This window comes from Sphingobium sp. TKS, assembly GCF_001563265.1.
Classification (GTDB): domain Bacteria; phylum Pseudomonadota; class Alphaproteobacteria; order Sphingomonadales; family Sphingomonadaceae; genus Sphingobium.
Genome location: NZ_CP005083.1, coordinates 3,781,675 through 3,804,231 on the forward strand (window position 1 = coordinate 3,781,675; position 22,557 = coordinate 3,804,231).

A 22,557-nucleotide genomic window follows, 5' to 3' on the forward strand; every position below is an offset into this window, starting at 1 on the left:
TTTCACATGACTCGCGTGTAGGGCGCACTCAGGTTCTTTGCGACCAGATCTCGGCTGCACCCCTTCGCCTGATGCGTGCCGCATTGGACCAGGATCCCGATCAGCCGCCCATCGAAGTCCTGCCACCGCTGTGGCACTGGCTGTATTTTCTACCAGCCGAAAGGCAGTCCAATATTGGCACCGACGGGCACCCGAGGCGTGACCGCAGCTTCATGCCGTCCGTAACACTTCCGCGCCGCATGTGGGCCGGCGGCCGCTTATACTTTATTCGGCCATTGATGCTGGGAGTGAGCGCTCAGCGTACCTCGCGTATCCTGTCCAAGCGGGACAAGGTGGGCCGCAGCGGCCATCTGGTCTTCCTTACTTTGCAGCACGAAATATCCGATGTGCAGGGGCTGGTCATCCGCGAAGAGCAGGACATCGTCTACCGTGAGGCAACGGTGAGCGGCGCCAAGGCGCCTGCACCGCCCGCCGCACCCGTCAACGAACAGTTCGCCCGCATCGTCACGCCTGACCCCATCCTGCTGATGCGCTATTCAGCACTCACGTTCAACTGCCACCGCATTCATTACGATCGTCCCTACGCGATGCAGGAGGAAGGCTATCCGGGCCTGGTAGTACATGGCCCCCTGATCGCCACACTCCTCATGGAGACGTTGCGCGGGGTCCATCCCGAACGGCCCATAGCCTGCTTCGAATTCAAAGCCGTGAGCCCGCTCTTCGACACAGAACCGTTCATGACGGCAGGCCGCGTCGATGGTCGGATCGCCCAACTGTGGGCGCGCGGCGCGCAAGGTCAACTCGCTATGTCGGCGAGCGCCGAGTTCGCTTGATGCGGGATAGGACTCTCCATATGCAGGCACTTCCTTTGAGCGGCATAACCGTCGTCACGCTCGAACATGCGATTGCTGCTCCGTTTTGCACTCGTCAACTGGCTGACCTCGGCGCTCGCGTCATCAAGGTGGAACGTCCCGGGAGCGGCGACTTCGCCCGGGCCTATGACCACCGTACACGCGGACTGGCCTCGCATTTTGTCTGGGCCAACCGTTCCAAGGAGAGTTTGACGCTCGATCTCAAGCAACCCAAGGCACGGCAGGTGCTGGGTGAATTGATTGCCCGGGCCGACGTTTTGGTGCAGAATCTGGTGCCGGGCGCGGCGGTGCGCATGGGGTTGGGCTACGAAGCGCTAAGTCTGCATCATCCACGCCTGATTGTCTGCGACATTTCAGGCTACGGCACCAATGGTCCCTACAGCGACAAAAAGGCCTATGACCTTCTGATCCAGGGTGAAGCCGCTTTCCTGTCCATTACGGGCACACCCGAGGAGCCCTGTAAAGCCGGCAATTCCATCGCGGACATCGCCGCCGGCATGTACGCCTATACCGGTATCCTCAGCGCCTTGTTACAGCGCCATCAGACCGGTCACGGCTCACACATAGAGGTCTCGATGCTGGAGGCGTTGGCCGAGTGGATGGGCTACCCGATGTATTATGCTTACGAGGGGCAGACTCCTCCGGGACGCAACAGCGCTTCTCACGCGACCATCTACCCTTATGGACCATTCGCGGCCGGTGATGGCGGCGTTGTCATTATGGGCCTTCAGAATGAGCGCGAATGGCAGTTGTTCTGCGATAAAGTGCTGGGCCAAGCAGATCTTGCCGATGACCAGCGCTTCGATACGAATGTGCGGCGTATCGAAAACCGTGCTGCGCTACAGCGGATCATCCTCGACTCCTTCTCTGATCTGACGTCGGTCGAGGCAAGGGCCAGACTGGACGAGGCCCAGATCGCTAACGCCGCCGTGAATCAGGTGGCCGATCTCTGGACGCATCCGCAATTGCATGCCCGCCACCGTTTCCGCGCCATCGGCTCCGCAGCCGGTCCTTTACAGGCGCTTCTGCCTCCAGCCACCAGTAACGAATATGAATGCCACATGGGTCCTGTGCCCGCGCTCGGCGAACACAGCGATACCATCCTGCGCGAACTTGGGCACGGCCCGGCGGACATCGCAATGCTGCGTCAAGAGGGCGCGATATGAACCTTTAGTGCGACGCATTTGTAGCCTGCTGTTCGCGCCAACCGCGCGGGCCATACGCGCTGGGCTTGGCCAATGACATTCTCCCCCCTCGACCAAAGGAAACAGATCGATGTTCAAAACAGTTTCAATCTGCTGCAAAGGAGCAATACGATGAGAATGATGAAGGCAGCTCGCCTCCATGAAGTGGGCGGCAAATTCCAGGTGGATGAGATTGAGAAGCCCACTCCCGGGTATGACGAAATTATCGTTAAGGTCGAGTCCGCCAACTTGGTGCAGAACCTCCGCAACGTCGTCTCGACCTATCCTATCGAGAAGCCGTTTCTGCCTCTTCCGGAGTTCCCTGCGATCTTCGGCCTCGACATAGCAGGGACGATCGCCGACGTCGGTGAGCGCGTGCGGAACCTCAAGCCGGGCGACCGAGTCTACATTGACACCGCGCGTTCGGCTGTGGACTCTTGGGAAACGCGTACCGGAGACCCGTTGAGTGATCCCGATTTTGCCTTCCAAGGCTACTTCGGCATCGGCGAGGGTGCGCGAGCGCTTCACCGTGACTATCCGCACGGCGGTATGTGCGAGTACGTTAGGGCGCCCGCCCGCTCGGTGATCGGCATTCCGGACAACGTCACTTTCGACCAAGCATCACGTCTCGGCTACATCGGGACTTCATACGCCGCGATGCGAAAGGGAGACGTACGTCCAGGGTCTAGTCTTCTCATCCTCGGTGCTACAGGCACTCTCGGTGTCGATGCAGTTCTGCTGGCTCTTGCGATGGGTGTAGGGAAAATCTTCGCGGTTGCCCGAAATGTCGAACTTCTTGAACGGGTCAAGGCATTCGCGCCGGACCGAATCAATATTATCTCGCTGTCCGATCAAGACCTCGGCGATTGGGTCCGCTCACTCAATTATGGCGGTCGAGGAGCAGATGTTGTCATTGACGCCCTTAACCACACCGCACCGGCATCGGTATCGATGAACGGCATCAATGCTCTACGCCGCGGCGGAAGATATATTTTTGTCGGTGCGATGCCGGAACCGCTACCAATACCGATTTACTTCCTGATGACACGGCAGATTCAAATCTTCACTTCCTTATGGTTCTCCACAGCTGAGGGCGAGGAGATCATGCGCATGGCCGAGGCAGGGACGCTTGAACTTGACCACTTCGAAATCAACTCCTTCTCTCTCGATCAGGCGAATGAGGCGTTGCAGTCGGCCGAAGACCGCAAGGGCGGATTCACTTCGATCATCGTGCATCCGCACAAGAAGGCGTAATTCCGCGATAAAGCGCCAATACTCATCGTGTGAGCCGCACCCCAACGTTGTAAAATTGTCTAACGTTGGGGTGCGGATCGCCCGTTGTCGGAACATTCATCCGTCTGATTCTGAACAACCGTGTTCAAACTAGTCATCTGGAACTGAAGTAAGTAGCATTGTATGCTGCGCTCGCGAATGAGGAGCGTGGCATGGCGAACGCGGGCGGTCGACGGACAGCGCCTCTTGTTTTGGAGGCTGACGAGCGGGAGTATCTTGAGCGACAGGTCCGTCGGCGCCGGATAGCGCGCTCGATGTCTGAGCGCTGCCGGATCATTCTGCGGTGCGCCGACGGCATCCAAAGCAAAGTCGTTGCTGCCGAGCTTGGCGTACACGAGCACACAGTCGGGAAATGGCGTCGGCGCTTCCTGAAGGACCGGGTCGAAGGGCTACTGGACGAGGCTCGACCTGGCAGGCCACGGACGATCGACGATGATCAGGTCGCTGCCGTGATCGAGCGCACGCTGCGATCGACGCCAGCCGATGCGACGCACTGGTCGATCCGCTCGATGGCCGGCGCGACCGGCTTCTCCCACACCACGATCCGGCGCATCTGGACAGCCTTCGGGCTGCAGCCGCATCGCTCGGAGACCTTCAAGCTCTCCACCGATCCGCTGTTCGTCGACAAGGTCCGCGACATTGTTGGCCTCTATCTGTCGCCGCCCAACCGCGCACCTTGTTCTCAGCGTCGACGAGAAATCTCAGATCCAGGCGCTCGACCGCGAACAGCCGGTCCTGCCGATGATGCCTGGCGTGCCTGAACGCCGCACCCACAGCTACATCCGGCACGGCACGACGTCGTTGTTCGCCGCGCTCGACATCGCGTCAGGCTTCGTGATCGGCAAATGCTACAAGCGCCACCGGGCGACGGAATTCCTCGACTTCCTCAAGCAGATTGAGGCGCAAGTGCCTCCCGACCTCGACATCCATATCGTCATGGACAATTACGCGACCCATAAAACCGCGCTCATCCGAACCTGGCTCGCTCGTCGGCCGCATTACCATGTCCACTTCACCCCGACTTCGGCCTCATGGATCAACCAAGTCGAGCGCTGGTTCGCCGAACTGACCCGAAAGCAGCTGCGCCGCGGCGTACACACCTCGACCAACCAGCTCGAGCAGGACATCCGCTCCTTTATCGAACGTCACAATGAGAACCCGAAACCCTATCGCTGGACCAAATCTGCCGACGAGATACTCGCCTCGGTCAAGCGATTCTGCCAGGCGACAGAGCGTAGTTTATGCGGCGAACTTTAGATTCACATGACTAGCGAGAGCTATCATCCGCAAAGGGGCGGTTCTTGTGGGGCTTGTGCGATAATTTTGTGCAAATTGACGCCACGGCTTAGAGCGATCCGACTGGCCGCGCGCTACCCATATAGCGCCGTAGCGGCCGGTCGGCTTCGCGGGGCTTGCCCCGCTCTCTCCGGTCAAGGCTGCCGATACCGCACCCTGATCGTGCATCGCACCGGCTGCTTGGCCTTGGCGGCCTGCTGCTCGCAAGCGTCGATGGCTTCGTGATTGTCGCGGCGTAGCTCGGCGGCGTCGGCTATGGATTGCCATGCGTGCGGGCTGTCGGCCTGCATGATCCGGGTTCCCGCCTGCCATAGCGTTGGCTCGCGCACGGTGCGCGCGGCGAGGCGTTCGGGCCAATGCCAATCGGTCGGCGCGATACGCGCGACGAAACCGGGAAGCGCCGCCCATAGGAGGCACCCGGCGATGAAGCCGCCGCCAGCCCATCGCCAGCGTTCGCGTTCCTGCTGCGCGATGGTGGCGGCGGTGCCGATGGTCGTCCGCATGTCGCGGCGGGTGTCGGCAAGCTCGCGCTTCAACTCGGTAATCGCGGCCTGATCCTCGCGCCGCGCCAGCGCCGTCGCCACCTCGAAGCGGCTCTGGAACTCCTCCGGCGTCATTTGCAGGGCGGGCGCGCTCTCGATGGCGATCACGGATTTCGCCAGCTTGGCAAGGGTGTTGCTGTAGTCGGGTATCTCTATGTCCGCTTTCTCGGCCGCCACATGCTCGATGGCGCGGCGGAGCAGCGCCAGTTCGCCCTTAAGCTCGGTGAACGCCCGTGTCGCCGGGTCCATCGGCGGCGGTGCGCCGGGGAGTGTGCCGGGTAGCTGTATGTCGTCCATGTCCTTCTCCTATCGGCTCATGCCAAGGTCGCGGCCATGATCGAACGGCACGGAGTCCGCCAAATCACGGGCAAGGCTGCGGCCCATGTCCACGTCGATGCCCAATTCCTGACGCCGCCCGGACAGCAGCGATTCCATCTGCGCGTCGCGTTCGAGACTTTTCGTCATCCCGGCCATGTCCTGACCGACGCGCTTCGCGCCCCGGAAATCCCCGTCGCGCCGTAGCTCGTCCTGCGCCTGCCGGAGCTGCTGCCAGCCCTCCACGAAGCGGTCGGCGCGGGCGTAGGGATCGGCCCGCAATTCCGCCTCTTGGCTCATCGCTCGTAGCGCGGCCTGGCCGCGCCCCTCCGCGGCCTCGCGGATCAGTTCCGGTTCACCCCGGAACGCGCTGGTGAGGTCGGCGGAGGCATTGGGCCGGATCGCGTCCAGCGTCTCCCTAGCGCGGTCCAGCGCCTCGCGCTGGTGGGGCATGGCGTCGATGCCTTGCGCGCGGGTCTGGTGGATCGCGTCCAAGGCTCTCGCGTAGCGTTCCACCGCCCCGCGCACGCCCCCGGCGCGCATCGGCTTATGCTCGCGCTGGTGCTGGCGGGCCGGATCGCGCTCGGCCATGGATATCGTGCCGCTCAGGTCCAGACCGTCGAAGATGCCGCGCGGGCGTTCGGGCGATGCCGCTGGCTCGCGCTGCTGACCGGGGAGCGAGAGGCGCAAGCCGTCGAAGATCCCGCGCGCCTTCTCCGCCACCGGGCGGACGATTTCCGCGATGCGCCCGCCAAACGTGATGCCGCGCCGTTCGGCATACTCCTTGGCCGGATCGGCGCGGGCATAATCGCTCGCCATGTCCTTCGCCCGCTCGCGCGACAGGACACCGGCAAGCCGGGACTGGTCCTTGAAGTCATCGCGGCCATAGTGAACCTGCGCGCCGTCCCTGTGGCGGGTCATGCCGACATAGGCGGAGTGGCGATCCATTCCCGGCGTGGCGAGCATATGCGCCCGGTCCACGGTCATGCCCTGCGCCTTGTGGAAGGTCGCGGCATAGCCATGATCGAGATGGGCGTAAGTCTTGGTGTCGAAGGCTACGGAGCGCCCGTCATCGGTGCGGACGGCGATATGCTCCGGGCTGACCTTCTCGATGGTCGCCAGCGTGCCGTTCTTCACTTGCAAATCGCGCTCGTTGCGAAGGAACATGATGCGGTCGCCCGATGCGAACATGCGATTGCCGCGCTCGGCCTTCACCAATACGTCGTCGCCAAGCTGGCCCGCTTCGCGCATCCGGTCGCGCGCCGCTTCGTTCAGTTCGCGTACCTCGTCATTGGTATGGGTGAGGATGATCCGCGACTGATCCGGCGCGGCGATGCGCTCGCGGCCCCACTGCTCGACAAGTTCGGCACGCGCCTGTTCGCGCGTCTCGGCGGCATGGACCATGCCATGATCGGCATAGGCCCGGATCGCCTCACCTGTGCGGCCGGTCGCGAGCTGGCGGGTGGCGTCCTGCTGCCACTCGACATGCTGGCGGCGAACCTCTGTAATCTCGACGCCGCCGTGCCGTTCGTGGATCGCACGGAACGCCGCGCCCGCCTCGATGGCCTGCAACTGCTGCGGGTCGCCCACCAGCACAACCCTTGCGCCGGCGTCGGCGGCATGGGACAGCACGCGCTCCATCTGGCGCGTGCCGACCATGCCCGCCTCGTCGATCACCAGCACGTCGCGAGGGCCGAGCATATCGCGGCCCTGCGACCAGCCATGTTCCATGCTGGCGATGGTCCCCGACGCAATGCCCGATCCGTTCTCAAGCCCTTCGGCGGCGATGCCGGACAGTGCCGCGCCGCGCACGTCATACCCGCCGCGCTCCCATGCCTCCCGCGCAACGCCAAGCATGGCGCTCTTGCCCGTGCCTGCGTAACCGACGACGACGCTCAAGCCGCGCTCGCCCGTCACATGCTCGAACGCTGCGCGCTGCTCGCCTGACAACTCCAACCCGCGCCTCTCCGCGCCGGTCAAAGCCGCCTCGCGGGCCTGCTCGTCGGTGCGGTGCCGCTCGCTTGTCGCAAGCAGTTCCGAAGCGCGCTGCAACCGCTGTTCGGTTTCGATCATCTCGCGGCTGGTGAATCTGTCATCGCCGCGCCCGTCCTTGCCGAGTGCGATCAAATCGGGCGAGCCGCGAACGGCGCTCATCGCCCGGTCGAACTGCTCCTTGCCGTCGCTGTGCCGGTGGACGAACATCGCAAGGTCGCGGGTGGTGAACGTCGCCTGATGATGGGTGATCGCGTCGAGCGCGATACGCGGTTCCGCGATGATACGTTCGCCGTTGCGCTGCGCGGTGGCGCGGTGATCCTCGATCCGCTCGGACTCAAGGCCGCGCTCATCCATGCGCGAAGCTGCGGGGCCGATCTTGTCTTGCGGTTCTAGGTCGATGCCCTGCGCTTCAAGGCTGCGGTGGTCGATGCGGGCGTCAATGTCGAGTTCGGCAAGGCGGGTGTTGACGTGATCCGCCCAACGCTCGCGCCATTGCTCGACAAGCTCGGTGCGGTTCCAGTCGCGTTCCTTCGCGCCGAACCCCTGTTCGTTCGCCGCGCGCATGGTGAGCATGACATGGGCATGGGGTTTGGGCCGGCCGTCCGCGCCGATATCCCAATGCACATTGAGGTCGGCAATCATGCCGCGCGCGACAAACTCCGCTTGCACAAAGTCGCGGGCAAGCTCGATGCCCTGCGCCTTATCCATCTCGCGCGGAATGGAAAACTCGACCTCGCGCGCTAGCTGTGCGTCCTTGCGCTTCTCGCCTGCCTCGACCTCGTTCCAGAGGGTTTCCCGATCCGACAAGCGTTCGGGCGCACCTTCGGGCAGCATGATCTCGCTATGCTCGACGCCCGACTTGGCGCGGAAATCATGGTCGCGGTCGAGGCGCTCGTCATGCAGGCGTTCCGCCGCGCGATAGGCCGCCGCCGCAACGGCGCTGCGACCTTGGCCGCGCCCGATGACCTGAACAGAGAAATGGTAGATCGCCATAGCGACATACCATCTACTGCCTCAAGCGCACGTCGGCACGACGTATAAGCGCGCCCTCCTCGAATAAAATCCGAGCAGGGACTAGGCGGTTCCAGAACGTCCCGGCGACTCTACAGCAATACGCAAAGCAATACTCTAGAATCACTCCATCCGCAAAGAATGGAGACTGTGATGCGTAAACCGCGTGACTTTGATTCGGAACTCAAGGCGCTGGCCGACAAGGCGAAGGCGCTCAAGGAACGCCGCGTGCGCCAGCTTGGCGAACTGGTCGCGGCAACCGGGGCCGATGCGCTCGATGCCGATCTGCTGGCGGGTGCGCTACTCGATGCCGTCGCCAGCAAGGACAGCGCGACAAGGGAGGGCTGGCGCAAGGCGGGCGCGGCCTTTTTTCGCAGCAAACAACGCAAGCCTGCGCCGCGATCTGAACAACAGCCGGAAGGCGCTCTACCGCTCCAAGACGGCGCGGCATCACATTGAGGCAGCAAAGGCGCGAACGGACACGCGGGAATGGGTGATGAGGCGACGGGAACGGACACGACACTTGATCGAATTGGGCGGGTTGGTCGTCAAGGCGGGGCTGGTCGATTTGACCGACGATGATCGCGCTACGCTGTTCGGTGCCTTCCTCACGGTCGCGGGCAAGCTGCAAGGCGAGGAACGAGCCAACGCGCTTGCCCTATGGCAGCGCAAGGGCAAGCGCGCGTTCGAGGCGGAAGCGGAAGCCAAGGCCGGGACGGAAAGTGCGACGGGTCAGGCGTGAAGATCGCCAACACCCGTCAGATGCAGGACGCCTTTGCCGGGCAATTCGACGCGAAGTTCCAGCTTGCCGCCCGCTGCCTCAACGAAGCGGCGAAGCGTCGAAAGGTAAAGGTCCGTCTGTCGCTCGATCTTGTGAACGGAAGGCTGCTTCACGCCCAAGGTTTCCGCGATCTGTTCTTGGCTGCGCTCGGCAAGCTGGCGTAACGCTTTTAGTCCCTCGACCTCCGCAACCAATTCCTGCGCGCGCGCCTCGATGCGGCGGCGGCGATCTTCGGGCAGGGCGGCCATGATCTCACTGCGCGAACGTCCCATCGTCATTTCTCCTTCGCGGCCAGCGCCGCCAGATGCTCGTCAAACCGCTTGTCGGCCTTGGCAATCAACGTCTTGTAAAACCGCTTCTGCGCCACGCCTGCCTTGTCGCCCGCAACCAGCAGGATCGCTTGCCGCTCCGGGTCGAACGCAAAAGCCACGCGCCATACACCGCCATCGGCATTGAAGCGCAATTCCTTCATGTTCGCGTGCCGCGATCCGCCAAGCGTATCGGCATGGGGGCGACCAAGCCGGGGACCGTAAAGTTCCAATAGGCCGGTTGCCGCCAAAAGTTCGTCCTGCACCGCATCGGGCATCGCGTCATATTCAGCGTCGAAGGCATCATGGTTGCGAACCGTCCACGGCATAAGGCTATATATCCTCTAAGCTATATTTTGTCCATAGCCTTGAAGCTATGATTGAAGGGGGCGGCCTGCATCTTCCGATTTGTCCGTCTCCCGACCAAATCGGACAAAATCGCCAGTTTTAGAACTAATTTTGCACCTGTCGGCAGTGAAGTGCCTACCCCCCTTGCGTCGCGGAATGAACTGATACAGCATGAGTTCGTGGCGATGGCGGGCCACCGAGAAAGGCTCCGCCATGTCGTGCGAATCAGAACTACGCCAAGTCCATCGGGTCGCATATCCTGCCAGCAAGTCGCGTGATCTCGTGGCTTATTTGTCACGGTTTGGAAAGAAACGTGCAAGCATAGGTCGTAAATCACCGCCTATTGCCGCCGTCCACCGCCATACGCCACCGTTTCCCGTAGTTCGCCGCCGTTTCCCGCCGTTCGATACACTTAGACCGCCGTGAGCCGCATCTTGGTCTTGTCTAGGCCGGGGCGCTCTTGCGCTGTGAATCCGTGCCGCCAATTCTGTTCGTAGGGGGATATGCCAACGTCAAAAACGGAAGTTATGCAATGCCTAACAAGGAAAAGATTATCCGCCTCAAGACGGTGCTGACCCGCACCGGCCTTTCGCGCTCCACTTTGTATAGAAAAATCGCGGAAGGCAGCTTCCCCCGGCAAATCACAATCAGCGTCCACGGCACCGGCTGGCACGAGTCCGCCGTGGATCGCTGGATCGCCAACCCCGCCGCCTACCGCGAGGATCGCGCCGAGTGACGCAAGGCCGGGCTATTGCCCGGCCTTGGCCTTGCGGAACGTGCCTTTGATGACCTTCGCGCCATCGCGGAGGAAATCGAGATGGTCGGACCAGTGCTGCATCATGCGAACGCGCTCATCCCAATACTCGCCGCGCGTATAGGCCCGGCGAACGGCGTTGTTGTCGCAATGGGCAAGCTGACGCTCGATGGCGTCGGGATGCCATAGCCCCATCTCGTTCAAGAGCGTTGCCGCCATCGCCCGGAAGCCGTGGCCGGTCATTTCGTCCTGGGCGAACCCCAAGCGCCGCAATGCCGCGTTGATGGTGTTTTCCGACATGGGCCGATCAACCGACCGCAGGGACGGGAACAGGTAGCTGCTATACTCCGCGTCATGCTCGATGGTTTCTAGGATCGCCAGCGCCTGCCGGGACAGGGGAATGCTGTGGATGCGCCGCATCTTGGTCTTGTGCTTCGGGATGACCCAAAGCGCCTTGTCGAAATCGAAGTCCGCCCACTCGGCATAGCGCAGTTCGCCCGGACGCACGAACACATGGGGGAGAAGTTGCAACGCGGCCTTGGTGTTAGGGTGTCCCTCGAACGTCTCGATGGCGCGGAGCAAACCGCCCGCCTCGTTGCCGCTGGTGATCGCCGCGCGGTGGACGGGCTGGGGCGCAATCAGTGCGCCGCGAAGGTCCGCCGCCACGTCGCGTTCTGCGCGGGCCGTGGCGATGGCGTAGCGGAATATTTGGCTGGCAGTGCTGCGAAGGCGCTTGGCCGTCTCATAGCGGCCTTTGCTCTCCATCTTGCGGAGCATTACCAAAAGCTCCTGTGCGGAAATGGAGGCGATAGGGCGCTTGCCGATGGACTCGTTGATGAAGTCCAGCAGCCAGCGCAATTTCTTCATGGTGACGGCGGAGCGGCCTTCAAGCTTGACCTTCACCAGCCATTCGTCGGCAACCGCCTTGAAGCTGTTGGACGCTGCCACGGCCGCCGCGATCTTTTCCAGCTTGATCTGCTCGGCCGGATCGTTGCCGCGCGCCAGAACCTTCCGCGCTGCGTCCCGCTGCTCGCGGGCTTCGGCAAGGCCGGTGTCGGGATAGACGCCAAAGGCAAGCGTCTTTTGCTTCCCCAAGTGGCGGTAGTTCATGCGCCAGTAGCGGCCACCGTTGGGGGTGACATACAGAAACAGCCCGTCGCCATCGGTGAGTTTGTAGGGCTTTGCGCGGCCTTTGGCCTTGTTAACTGCAACAGCGGTAAGCGCCATGATGGTATCTCCTTTTGGGGGAGGGCCGCGCTACCATCAGATATACCATCAACATGGTGGTATCCGGTGGCACGAAGCCGCTCCGTATGGGATACCTATACCACGAAAAACCCGCAGAAATCAGCCACTTGTGGCATCTTCTGGAACCCTCTGGGAGAGGATTTTGGTGACCCCTACGGGAATCGAACCGGGCCTTCGGGGTAATACAGGGTAACGCAGGGGAAGCAAGCCCTTGATTTGCGGTGCGCCAATTGCCCTCCACTCCCCTCCATTACCCTAAATGTGCCACGAAATGTGCCACGGTAATGCTGCTGGATGGGTTCCTCACGCTTCTTGCCTTTCAGGCGCAGACCGCACGCTAATGTGTCGACTTTGGCTTCGCGTTCGCTTCACGATCCGCCAGTTGCCCGCGCGTCGATGCTGGGCAGGCAATGTGGGAATATCCCGCAATGTTAACCAATTCGGTATCGAAATTCCCCTCCAAAAGGCACCTTGCCGGACAGGAGGATTCGAGCATCATGCCTGTTGGACTACTTTGTTCAGGATAGCGGGGGGCAACCAGACGTTGGGGCATCGGCACGGTTCGCCATGATGCTACCCAAATGGGATGGAGAGCAAATGCCCATGCGACACGATGCCCGAATTGACCCCATGCTGGACGACACAGGCCGTCCGGCTGTTTTCGCACCTCTATGCAGGTCGATCATTAGCGCAAGAGCGGCGTCGGCCACCATGTTCGGCTCTCTCTGCGCCGACCCAGGATGCGAAATGTTGCTCGATCTCTACTGGCGCGACAGCCAGGGATTGAAGACTTCTCTGACCAGCTTCTGCCTCGCGTCGAAAGCATCGGAGATGACCGGTCGGCGATGCCTTGGCGAGATGGAGGCGCAAGGCATAGTCGAGCGCTTCCCTGATCCCTTCGATAAACGCCGGATATATGTCCAGCTGACCGCCGCCGGGCGGGATAAGATGGATGCGTGTTTCCAGACCTTGCTGTCCGGATATGCGCAAACCTGTCACGACTGCGCCCGCAAATGCGGCGACGTTCCAGACGGGACCCGGCAGGAAGTCCCGTTCTGCATTGCGATAGACGGCGTCCGGCGGTTCCGACGGTAGAAGTTCAGCGTCGGTATCAGTGGTCAGCAAATAGGCCAGCGTAGCGTGCAGCACTGCGCCGGTGAAACGGGGACGCGCTGCCCGTTGATCCGACCTGAGATCACATTGGCAGCGAGCGTCGGCCGCGGCCTGAAGAGAAGGAGGAGTGGGGCGAGGGAGTTTTCCCTATGCTGGAGTTCCTCCCATGGCCCTGTCGCGCACGAGCGCCGATCCTCGTCTCCATGCCGCTGCCGCCAGCATCGTCAAATCACTCGGTGGAACATGGAAGCCATCGGGCGCGATGTGCCGTTGCCCGGCGCATGACGACCATCGCCCGAGCCTTTCGGTCCGGGTCGGCGAGCATAGCATATTGTTCAAATGCTTTGCCGGCTGTTCCACGATCGATGTCATTCGCGCGCTGCGCAGCGACAGGCGCCCTATACCGACGGCCGATGCTGAAACGGAATTCGCACGCGCGGATGGCAGCGAGCGACGGTTGGCCGGCCGGATCCGTTCGCTCTGGAAGGAAGCGCGTGCCGTTACCGATACGCCGGCGGGCGTCTATATGGCGACGCGTGGTTTCAACGAGCCGCATCCGGCGCTGCGCTACCATGATCATGTGCCGCTCGGCCGGGGCGCCGACGTCCGTTTCCGTCCGGCGCTGCTCGCCGCCGTTGAAGCCGACACCGGCGTCATAGCACTCGAACGGCTGTTCCTCGACCCCCGGACCGGATTGCCGGCCACTGATCTCGATCCGCCCAAACTGATGCTGGGTCGCCCGCACGGTGGCACCGTCCGTTTCGGGGCCGCCACCGATGTGCTGGGGCTGGCTGAGGGCTGGGAGACCGCCTGGTCCGCTCATTTGCTGCTCGGCATCCCTGTCTGGGCCGCGCTTGGTGCCGACCGCTTCCCCCTGGTCACTGTGCCTGAGCGGGTCGAACGCCTCTTCCTCCTTCACGACAACGACCTTTCCGGTCGGCGCGGCGCGGCGCGGGCGAAACAGGCGCATGCGCGAGACGGCCGGTCGATCGAGCCGCTGCCTCCACCGCCGGGCTTCAATGACTGGAACGACCTCTACCGGGCGAGGGGAAGGGGGAGGGAGATGGTTGCGGAATGCAGACTGATGATCAGCCGCGTCCCGCACATTCCGACACGCGCAGCGGCATGGGCGTCCAGCCAACCCTGAACGCGAGCCTGCTACAATCCACACAGGAGACGAGCCTTGACCTCGCTACAACCGAGCTATCCCTCCACGCTGCCGCTCGCCAGTATCGTGAAGGGCGACAATCCCCGCCGGTATTTCGACCGGAAGAAGCACGAGGAGATGGTGGCTTCCATCCGGCAGCGCGGCATACTCCAGCCCATATTGCTCCGGCCGAAGGACGACGTCTATGCCATCGTCGCCGGCGAGCGCCGGTACAGGGCAGGGCTGGAAGTCTATGGGCTCGACGGCGAAGTGCCGGTCATCATCCGCGTGATGACGGACCAGGAAGCGCTCGATGCCGCGATCGCCGAGAATGACGACCGTGACGATCCGTCGGAGACCGAGCAGGCCGATGCCGCCGTCCGCTACCTCGCGGCATGCAACGGCGACCGCGCCGAGGCCGCACGGCGACTGGCCTGGTCCCGCGCCAAGCTTGATCGCCGCCTGGCGCTCGCTGAACTCACCGACGCCGCTAAGACCGCCCTCGATGAGCGCCGGATCAAGGTTGGTCACGCCGAACTGCTCGCCGTCATCCCCAAGGACAAGCAGGACACGGCCCTCGACACGATCCTGCGCCTGAATCTTGACGTGAACGATACGCGCAAGGAACTGATGCGCATCACGCATAGCCTCGCGAGCGCCTGTTTCGACAAGACCGAGTGCGCCACCTGTCCGTTCAACTCGGCGGCGCAGCAAGTCCTTTTCGAAACCCATGTCGATGATGGCCATTGCACCAATCCGGGATGCTTCAAGCTCAAGACCGAAGCCGCCGAGGTGATCCGTTTCGAGGAAAAGGAGCGCGCCGCGAAGGCGGCCAGGAGAGCGATGCCTCCTGCTGCCGATGATGCCGACGCTGATGCGCAGGACGATGTCACCGTCGAACCCGCGCCATCGATGGATCTCCAGCCGCAGCCGGAACGCGGCGCCATATCATCCAGTGCTGTCGAAAACCGCGAGCCTCCCCCGCCACGCACTGCCGAGACCGTGCCGGCCGCGTCGACGGCGCATAAGCCGACCGTCACGGCCAGGTCGATCGCGACCCGAACCGCCGAGCTTCGCGAGGCGACATGGCGAACCGCGCTTGCCCGTGCGCTCGCGGGCAATGCTGTCCACGCCCGGACCACGATCCTTGTGGCGGCGATGTCGGGCACGCTTTCGCAGATCAAGCCCGACACGCTGACGTCCCGCGCTGGCATCCTCGTCGGCGCCTCGTTCCCGGACCTCGACTTCAAGGGCAAGATCGCGGAAATCCGGGCGCTTGCCGATGCGCGGGCCGCCAATGTGCTGGCCGTCATCGGCGGCGCTTACGCCAAGGATGTGCTCAGCTTCGATCATGTCGCGGACCTTGCGAGAGTGTTCGAGGTCGACTTGCGCGAGACGTGGCAGGTCGATCAGACCTTTCTCGAGCGCTACACAAAGGAAGAGCTCAAGTTCATCGCCCAGGAATGCGGCCTGATCGCGCATGTCGGCGAGAAACGGTTCGCCAAGCTGCTCGCATCGAAAAAGACCGAGCTTGTCACCAGCATGCTCAATCGCATCGGGTTCGATTGGGCGGGACGTCTGCCGGGCTGCATGACGCTCGATGGCGCCTATGGACCGCCCCCGGATCGTGCTGCCCAGCCGGCCGACGCTCCCATCTCGCAAATCGCCGCCTGACCGACACCCTCACCCTTCCAGACAAGGACCAACGCCCATGTTGATTGCCAACCTGCTGCCGCTTCTCGCCAACTATTCGCTCGGTTTCGATCTTGTCGCCGGCCCCGACGATACCGTCACGCTGACCGTCATTCCCCGCAAGGCGGAAGGCGCGAAGCACGGTCTCGAATCCGGCGAGACCCGCCCGATCTCGATCACCGCAACCGCCGTGGAGATCGATGCGGAACTTGGCCGTGGATCGGACGGCGCACTCGGCCAGCTCATCGCTACGCGCAAGACCCTTGCCGACCAGATCGCCGATCAGCGCCAGGCGGCCGAGGACGCAAGGATCGCCGCAGCGGAGGCCGCGAAGGCCAAGGCCGCCACGAAGGCCGCGACAGCAAAGACGACGGTGCCTGTGAGTCCTCCGAAGCTCCAGCACGCGGTCACCCCGCCGGTCGACGCCAAACCGGACCAACCCGCCACCTTGTTCTGACCGGACTCCGCTCAAATCTCGCCACGACCCAAGCCGGGAGTTTTACCTCATGCAGATCAACCATCTCACCCGCGCGTACCGCTATGACGGCATCGACCTTCCGGTTCCGCCGCATCTCGCCAACGATCCCGACGGTCTGCGTGCCTACCATGCCACGCTCTACCCCGCGGTTCTCAACGCCGAGATGGTCGACGCCGGCGTGTCGGGCGGCGCTCACGTCACCGAATACCGGCGCGCCGTCGGCACCAAGGGCTGACCGTGGCGCGCGGCAGCAGCGCGGCGATCCCGTCCGCAGTTCGTAAAACGCTCATCGAATGGATCGAGCCCGGCAATGGCGACACATCCGAATTCACCCAGCCAATCTGCAGCGAGCAAACCCAGGCGCTCCACGCGTGCATCCTTCTCGCGTCCGGGGACGGCGGGAGCAAGGCTCCCAGGCCGCTCCCGCCGCCACCGGGCCTGCGCCTTCCACCCCTTGGCTGACCTTGCGGGGCGGGCCGTTGCACTGTCCGGCGACATTCCCGCCCTCTTCGATGCTCCACTGGCGTCCCATCACAAGCTGATAGGCCGCTGGGCCACGTCTCGGGAAACGACGGCTAAACGCTATACTCGCGACCAGGCGCGCCAGCGCATCGAACGACTGTTCGACAAGGCGGTGCTCGACATTCTGGGCTCCGTCGAATTCGCGGACTTCAGGGTCGCGGTTCTTCACGGGAACGAAGGTTATCCGCCGGCTATCGCGGTGATCTGCGACAGCATGGGGCAACTCGACCTCGGATGGATCGAAGACAGCGATGCGCCCATTCCCTGGCGCGCCGCAGCCTACAAGGCCCTCGACGATATGCTGGGCCGCGCCCTTCCGATCTTCGGCTACCAGGACCTCTTCGATGAAATCTCTATGTACTATTGGGACGGCGCGACCGATGATGAAACCGCGCGGCAGTGGATCGTCGAATATCAGGGCATGGATCCTGACGATATCGAGGAACTCACTCTGCCATCCAACATGGAGTCTCGCCGGCCCGATTGGATGATCGCGGCAAACGCGGGGGCATCGGCGGAACTTCCGAACGGCTTACACCGGAAACTGGAGGAACTCCGCAAGGCGTACGCCGCTCTCGGGAAACTCCGACCGGAGCGCAGCGCCTGGCAATTCGATATCGAGATTGCCCAAGAGTATCTCCCCGGCATCGAGGAATGCTCGACATTGCCCCCGCTGACGCTCGTTCCGGTCGAGCAGTTCGCACGCGAGGTCGATGACGTCGGACGCCACGGGATGGAATACGGCTTCATGGACATCGCCGGCTTCTGCCCTTTGCCAGATTCAGTCCCGATCGACGACTGGTTCGCGTCCTTGCGTGTCGGCGCGCGGTTCCTGCTCGCCGCGCAGGACCTGATCCAGCTCGATCCAGCCAACCTTTGAGGTTCCTTATGTCCGACCACCGCACCCAGTTCGAAGCGACCGCCGGCGGCCTCGCGCTGACCAACGCCATTCTCCTTTACCGCAGCCAGCCGATCCGCAACGCCAGTCCCTATGCCACCGCTCGCGCGGGCGCCGCCGCATTCGCCAGCATCCATGCGATCGAGCATGACGATGAGGGAAAGCCGATCATCGGCGCGGGCACATCGCTGTCGCGCGCGCATCTGCGTCAATGGACCGAGGCCCTGGGCCGGACCGTTCTTCCCGAATTCCTGCCTGACAATGTGCTGGTCGCTCATCCCGACATGCTCGCATGGTGGATCCCGACCCAGGTTCGCCCGGCCTATTTCGCTCTCACGGATCCGCCCGCCGGCCTGCAGGTGCTCGCCGCGCGAACCACTATGCCGGTCCCGTATCCGCCGCATCTGTTCATCGCGACCCGATCGGGGTTCGGCGTTTACGCCTTGCCGGCAAACGAACGCCCCGGCATCGATACCCCGGTGCTGCACTCGCCGGTGCTCAATGTCTATCTCGACGGGCAACTTTGCTGGGGCAACATTCCGAAGCCAAAAACGCTGACGACAGCCTCCATCCCGGAATTCGAGCGCGGGGTGTTCGATAGCTGGTCCACCCACCCCAATCCCGGACAGGAACTGACCATCACCGGCAAAGGTGGTCTGGTTCGGCTCTGGGACGACCTCGCCGCGCGCAAGGCGAAGCGCTTTCCGGTCAGGCGTCTCAGGCCATTCGATCCCGGTCGGACACGACAGGCCTCCCGGCGAGCAACCCGGACCGATCAGATGACTCTCGGAAAGCTCCTTGCGAGAGGGGCGAACCAATGACCGTGCTTGCTGACGATCCCACTGCGGCCGCGGTCCTTGCCGCCGTGCCCTGTTATCCGGTCCCGCCACAGGGACGCTCGCCCGCCCTCGCTATGCTGCGCGCCGCCCGCGCCGGACGCGGCCTTGCGATCGGGATAGACGGCGTCATGCTCATCCTGCGCCGGCCCTGGCTGGAACTGGATTTCCCGATCACGCCGCCGCTTTCCCTCCATATGCCCTATGGCAGCACGGGCGCCTGTCGCGCCGAACTGCGCTGCGGGCTCATTCCACGCGAGCATCTCGATCATATTCTCGATCATTTTCGCGCAGCCTTGCCCAATGAAGCCGCGGCGTTCGTCCTCTGGAACGAAGCGACCCGGGAATTCGCGGTGGACCTTCCTGTCATCGACGAAGCCACACCCTCGCGCCTCGTCTATCGCACGCCGATTCCGCAGCCCGATTGGCATGTTGTCTGCGATTTTCACAGCCACGGGGTCGGTCCCGCCTTCTTCAGCACCACCGACGATGCCGATGACGCCCATGCGACGAAGATCGCGATCGTCGTCGGCCGGCTCGACGATCCCTGTGGTCCGGCGATGCTCGCGCGCCTTTGCGCCGACGGCATGTTCCTGCCGTTACCACGGAGCCCGTTTTCAGGAGACCGTCATGCCGACTGACCTCACGGATCGTCATTATCTGCCCGCCGGGTTCGATAATCGCACGATCAACATCCTGCTGGTCGGTTGCGGCGGAAACGGCGGGCAGATGCTGATGGGACTCGCCTCGCTCGACACCGCGCTGCGCGCGATCTCCTCGCGATCGCTGCATGTCGTCGTGATTGACGACGACATCGTGACCGAAGCCAATCTCGGCAGGCAGCCATATTACCGGGGCGACGTCGGCAGTTCCAAGGCCCGCACGCTCACCGAACGGATCAACCTCGCACACGGCCTGGCCTGGCAGGCAGTGCACGGCCGCGCCCCTGAAGCCATTAGTATGGATGGCGCCGACATCGTCATCACCTGTGTCGACACGGCATCGGCCCGCCGCGCGATCGGTGCCGCGCTCGCCGAATGCGGGACCGTTCCCGCCTATTGGATGGATCTCGGCAATCGCGCGAGCGACGGGCAATATCTCATAGGCTCCCCGGAGCACTGTTCCAACAAGCACCGCCATCGCCTGCCGACCGTGCTTGAATATTTCCCCGAACTCGCCGACGAAAACCTGCCCGACGACGATGCCCCTTCCTGCTCGGTCGCCGAAGCGCTCGAACGCCAGTCGCTGTTCGTCAACCGCGTCGTTGCGAGCCATGCCCTGGCGTTGTTGTTCGACCTTCTCGGACGCGGCTCCATCGGTCACGCCGGCGCATTCCTCAACCTCGCCAGCGGTCAGGCCGTCCCGATCCCGTTGCCGCGCGGCGACTGAACCTACCCGCATCACCCCGTGTCAGTCGGCCTGCACCGGCCGGAACCGCACGCCAGTCCGGCGGAGCGGCGGGAGAATCGCGCCTTCGCAAATTCACACAAGGAGACCAAACATGGCGTCACTTTCCCAGAGGGGCTGGACCCTTCATTATACCATTGGCCGGGTGCTGGCCGCCAAGGTCAGGCCGGGGGATATCGTCCCCATGCCGGGTGGGGCCAACGATTTGATGGTGCTCGGCGGACGCGCCCCGCAGCGTGCCAACGACCGCGGCAGCGTGTTCGTGCGCGATCCCCTCGCTGAGACCAGTGATTGCATGGAAATGCCGCTCCGGGCGCTCGGAATGGTTTGGATCAGCGACGCCGGTGGCTGGTCGGAGCTCCCGGCATGAGAGGGTTTCACGTCCATGTCTATACGACGATCAGGGTCAAGGTCGCGGTGACCGCCGAGGATCATGCGGGCGCGATGTTGCGGGCTGACGCGATCGTCGGACGCGGGATATTCCCCGTTCGTCTCCTTCCGAACGCCGCTGGTGTGCTGGAGGCGGAGCCGGCTGAAGAGGTCACCGGCTATCTGGTCGATGAAACCGACGATCCCGAATTCGAGAACAGCTGCTCTTACGATGCCGAATACCGGCCTTGCGGCGCGGGCGACAGTCCGGGCTGCGCCTAGAAAGGGGGAGAGGGAACAGGGGAGGGTGCTCCGCATGATGGAGCAGTCTGGAGAATCCCCATGCAAATCGAACTACGGCGTATCTCCTACAGCGCCGCGCTATCGCAGGAAACCGCGGCTTTCTCGGCGGAAGTCTGGATCGAAGGCGAACTCGCCTTTCATGCCCGAAACCAGGGAACGGGCGGAGCGGACTTCTATCACCAGGTTGGCCGGTGGACCGTGGCCGAGGTCGATGCCTGGCTCAAGGCCAACCGGCCGGTGCGCACCCTGGATGAAAATCTCGGCTGCGACCATGATCTCGAGATCGAGGTAGCCGACCTTCTCGCGCGCGAACTCGAGTCCCGGCGCCTAAAGCGCCTTTTACGCACTAACCTTCTCACAATCGAGAGTGGCCGGATATTGCAATATCCGCTCCGCAAGCGGTCGCCCGCGCCGTGCGCGCCACCAATCCCGCCGCGGTCATCGTCAACGACGCTGGCGACGAGGTGTTCGCGCGCGCGCTCGACCTGCTTCTCGCCAGCCGCTGACATTCCAGGCCGGAGATCGTCATGACCGACAGTTTCGATCCCGCCGATGCGGGATGCTGGATGGCGCGCGGCCGTCCGGCTCATCACGCCCATGCGTTGGCCGATGCCTGGCGCCGTTTCCCCGACCTGCCGAACGATGCGCCCCTCGACGCCCGCATGGCGCGTTCCCGCGAGCGGGTTCAGGCGCTTCGTCCCCTCAACGAAGCGATCGCCCAGGAAACCGAGCGCCAGCGCGTGGCCGCGAACTTTGCCTGCATCGAGCGCCAGATCGCCCAGGGCAGCACCGACAGCCGAAACCCCGCGATCCTCCATGGTCGTGACGTGCATGGCTATGGCTGGGATGCTGCCGTTGCCTACGCCGACGGACTCTACGCTGCCCGGGCGGGATGGGAATCCAGGCCGCCGTCACCGCCACGACTGGGTGATCCCGATGTCCGGCGACCTGCCTACCGCCAGGGATTTTTGGATGGCGGCGGCCAACCCGACGACATTTTCGACGTCGCCCGTCGAGCTTTCGCTGCCACACCCTCCGAGCCCAATCGCACCGAGAATGCGCAGCCGGGACGGCCGCTCCCCAGCGAGTGGTCGTACCCCACCGACGTCCCGGCACCGGCATCCTGGCATCGCCGCGTCCTTCTGCTCGGCGCGACTGAACTCGCGACGGGCACAATCGGCATCCTGGCCATGCTACGCGAACGATCCGGACACGAAGCTATCGCGCTTTATGCCGTCAGCGCCGAAACCGGGCTCCGCCCCTTTTCGCTCTCGTCCGGGCCCGCGCCGGCCGACGCGACGGTGACGCGCCAGGCTCTGCGCCAAGGCGACTATTCCGATATTCTCGTCGTCGTGGACCCCACTGAACTCGAACGGCTCGATGCGGACGCCGATATCCTCCCGCTCGCACGAACGATGGAGCGCACGCGCAATTCGGTGCTGCAACAGCGAGCCCAGTTCCGCCTCTGGCTCGCACGAGGCCGAGCGCCCGGCGATCAATTTGCCGCCGGACATATCCGATGGTCCAGGATGGCCGCCGGGCTGTCGGGCCGCCTCGGGGATTTCACCGCGCGCTATGCCGGCCCGGCGCTGCCCCGCGGCCATCGTATAGTCGTTGAGGACATAAGCGGCAGGTTGGCGCTCGGATACCGCACGCCGCTCGGCCGCGAACTCCAGCCCGAGATCGTGATCGGCAACAAGGCGCATGCCCGAACCGCGATGGCCGATCTGCTGCGCCAATATGCCGCTTCGCTTCGCCTCGGATGACCTGAGGCCTGAGACGAGGTCAGATCCAGGGCTCCCCGTCACACCCTGATCTTCGACCAGCCTGACAAGCTTGTGGGCC

General features: G+C 63.4%; 24 protein-coding genes and 1 pseudogene. 20 read left to right on the plus strand and 5 right to left on the minus strand.

Annotated features, from left to right (window positions below; all coding sequences use genetic code 11):
• Positions 1–83 precede the first annotated feature (83 nt).
• The 4 genes and pseudogenes from K426_RS18715 to K426_RS18730 all read left to right on the plus strand — a co-directional run bounded on the left by K426_RS18715 (position 84) and on the right by K426_RS18730 (position 4,606).
• Positions 84–833, plus strand: a complete 750-nt coding sequence (locus K426_RS18715; protein ID WP_197672730.1) for an acyl-CoA dehydrogenase — start codon at positions 84–86, stop codon at positions 831–833.
• Positions 834–853: 20 nt separating this feature from the next.
• Positions 854–2,038, plus strand: coding sequence for a CaiB/BaiF CoA transferase family protein (locus K426_RS18720; RefSeq protein WP_066560401.1), 1,185 nt, complete (start codon positions 854–856; stop codon positions 2,036–2,038).
• Between the two features lie 72 nt (positions 2,039–2,110).
• On the plus strand, positions 2,111–3,310 hold the full coding sequence (locus K426_RS18725) for an alcohol dehydrogenase catalytic domain-containing protein (protein ID WP_197672731.1): 1,200 nt from the start codon (positions 2,111–2,113) through the stop codon (positions 3,308–3,310).
• Between the two features lie 191 nt (positions 3,311–3,501).
• Positions 3,502–4,606 (plus strand): annotated as a pseudogene (locus K426_RS18730) (IS630 family transposase).
• A gap of 173 nt (positions 4,607–4,779) precedes the next feature.
• Here K426_RS18730 and K426_RS18735 read toward each other — a convergent pair.
• Both K426_RS18735 and traA read right to left on the minus strand, forming a co-directional pair.
• Positions 4,780–5,484 carry a DUF6118 family protein gene (locus tag K426_RS18735; protein WP_066560403.1) on the minus strand — a complete coding sequence of 235 codons (705 nt, stop codon included), beginning with the start codon at positions 5,482–5,484 and terminating at the stop codon, positions 4,780–4,782.
• A gap of 9 nt (positions 5,485–5,493) precedes the next feature.
• The gene (traA, locus tag K426_RS18740) at positions 5,494–8,490 is read right to left on the minus strand and encodes a Ti-type conjugative transfer relaxase TraA (protein ID WP_066560408.1); all 2,997 of its coding nucleotides are present in this window, start codon (positions 8,488–8,490) and stop codon (positions 5,494–5,496) included.
• A gap of 171 nt (positions 8,491–8,661) precedes the next feature.
• Between traA and traD the strand changes: the two genes are divergently transcribed.
• Both traD and K426_RS18750 read left to right on the plus strand, forming a co-directional pair.
• A complete protein-coding gene (gene traD, locus K426_RS18745; protein WP_066562018.1) occupies positions 8,662–8,967 on the plus strand; it encodes a conjugal transfer protein TraD in 306 nt (101 codons plus the stop codon).
• Between the two features lie 37 nt (positions 8,968–9,004).
• Positions 9,005–9,250, plus strand: a complete 246-nt coding sequence (locus K426_RS18750) for a conjugal transfer protein TraD (protein WP_066560417.1) — start codon at positions 9,005–9,007, stop codon at positions 9,248–9,250.
• Here the strand turns inward: K426_RS18750 and K426_RS18755 are convergent.
• Together K426_RS18755 and K426_RS18760 are read right to left on the minus strand one after the other, a co-directional pair.
• Positions 9,241–9,561 (minus strand): XRE family transcriptional regulator, encoded by a 321-nt coding sequence (locus K426_RS18755; RefSeq protein WP_066560426.1) that lies wholly within the window; start codon positions 9,559–9,561, stop codon positions 9,241–9,243. The genes K426_RS18750 and K426_RS18755 overlap by 10 nt on opposite strands.
• A gap of 2 nt (positions 9,562–9,563) precedes the next feature.
• Positions 9,564–9,926: a type II toxin-antitoxin system RelE/ParE family toxin gene (locus tag K426_RS18760; protein WP_066560434.1), complete on the minus strand. Its 363-nt coding sequence runs from the start codon at positions 9,924–9,926 to the stop codon at positions 9,564–9,566.
• Between the two features lie 551 nt (positions 9,927–10,477).
• Here K426_RS18760 and K426_RS18765 point away from each other — a divergent pair.
• Positions 10,478–10,681, plus strand: a complete 204-nt coding sequence (locus K426_RS18765) for a helix-turn-helix transcriptional regulator (RefSeq protein ID WP_066560436.1) — start codon at positions 10,478–10,480, stop codon at positions 10,679–10,681.
• Positions 10,682–10,693: 12 nt separating this feature from the next.
• On the opposite strand, the gene K426_RS18770 is transcribed toward K426_RS18765, so the two are convergent.
• Entirely contained in the window at positions 10,694–11,926 is a 1,233-nt protein-coding gene (locus tag K426_RS18770; protein WP_066560438.1) for a tyrosine-type recombinase/integrase, read from the minus strand.
• 525 nt (positions 11,927–12,451) lie between these two features.
• Here K426_RS18770 and K426_RS31830 point away from each other — a divergent pair.
• The 13 genes from K426_RS31830 to K426_RS18835 all read left to right on the plus strand — a co-directional run bounded on the left by K426_RS31830 (position 12,452) and on the right by K426_RS18835 (position 22,478).
• Positions 12,452–13,042 (plus strand): hypothetical protein, encoded by a 591-nt coding sequence (locus tag K426_RS31830; protein WP_051585559.1) that lies wholly within the window; start codon positions 12,452–12,454, stop codon positions 13,040–13,042.
• A 184-nt stretch (positions 13,043–13,226) separates the two neighbouring features.
• Entirely contained in the window at positions 13,227–14,207 is a 981-nt protein-coding gene (locus K426_RS18780) for a DUF7146 domain-containing protein (RefSeq protein WP_021688198.1), read from the plus strand.
• Between the two features lie 36 nt (positions 14,208–14,243).
• Positions 14,244–15,881 (plus strand): PRTRC system ParB family protein, encoded by a 1,638-nt coding sequence (locus K426_RS18785; protein ID WP_021688197.1) that lies wholly within the window; start codon positions 14,244–14,246, stop codon positions 15,879–15,881.
• A gap of 37 nt (positions 15,882–15,918) precedes the next feature.
• Positions 15,919–16,356 carry a PRTRC system protein E gene (locus tag K426_RS18790; RefSeq protein ID WP_013846913.1) on the plus strand — a complete coding sequence of 146 codons (438 nt, stop codon included), beginning with the start codon at positions 15,919–15,921 and terminating at the stop codon, positions 16,354–16,356.
• A gap of 49 nt (positions 16,357–16,405) precedes the next feature.
• Positions 16,406–16,612, plus strand: coding sequence for a PRTRC system protein C (locus K426_RS18795; protein ID WP_013846912.1), 207 nt, complete (start codon positions 16,406–16,408; stop codon positions 16,610–16,612).
• Between the two features lie 399 nt (positions 16,613–17,011).
• On the plus strand, positions 17,012–17,779 hold the full coding sequence (locus K426_RS18800; protein WP_235589404.1) for a hypothetical protein: 768 nt from the start codon (positions 17,012–17,014) through the stop codon (positions 17,777–17,779).
• Positions 17,780–17,787: 8 nt separating this feature from the next.
• The gene (locus K426_RS18805; RefSeq protein WP_021688195.1) at positions 17,788–18,618 is read left to right on the plus strand and encodes a PRTRC system protein B; all 831 of its coding nucleotides are present in this window, start codon (positions 17,788–17,790) and stop codon (positions 18,616–18,618) included.
• Positions 18,615–19,274 (plus strand): PRTRC system protein A, encoded by a 660-nt coding sequence (locus K426_RS18810; protein WP_021688194.1) that lies wholly within the window; start codon positions 18,615–18,617, stop codon positions 19,272–19,274. The genes K426_RS18805 and K426_RS18810 overlap by 4 nt, the downstream gene beginning before the upstream one ends.
• Positions 19,264–20,022 carry a PRTRC system ThiF family protein gene (locus K426_RS18815; protein ID WP_021688193.1) on the plus strand — a complete coding sequence of 253 codons (759 nt, stop codon included), beginning with the start codon at positions 19,264–19,266 and terminating at the stop codon, positions 20,020–20,022. Before K426_RS18810 ends, K426_RS18815 begins: the two co-directional genes overlap by 11 nt.
• A gap of 112 nt (positions 20,023–20,134) precedes the next feature.
• Entirely contained in the window at positions 20,135–20,410 is a 276-nt protein-coding gene (locus K426_RS18820) for a hypothetical protein (protein WP_013846907.1), read from the plus strand.
• Positions 20,407–20,691: a hypothetical protein gene (locus K426_RS18825; RefSeq protein ID WP_021688191.1), complete on the plus strand. Its 285-nt coding sequence runs from the start codon at positions 20,407–20,409 to the stop codon at positions 20,689–20,691. Before K426_RS18820 ends, K426_RS18825 begins: the two co-directional genes overlap by 4 nt.
• Before the next feature lie 60 nt (positions 20,692–20,751).
• Entirely contained in the window at positions 20,752–21,243 is a 492-nt protein-coding gene (locus tag K426_RS18830) for a hypothetical protein (protein WP_021688190.1), read from the plus strand.
• A complete protein-coding gene (locus K426_RS18835) occupies positions 21,240–22,478 on the plus strand; it encodes a hypothetical protein (RefSeq protein WP_021688189.1) in 1,239 nt (412 codons plus the stop codon). The genes K426_RS18830 and K426_RS18835 overlap by 4 nt, the downstream gene beginning before the upstream one ends.
• Positions 22,479–22,557: the final 79 nt, after the last annotated feature.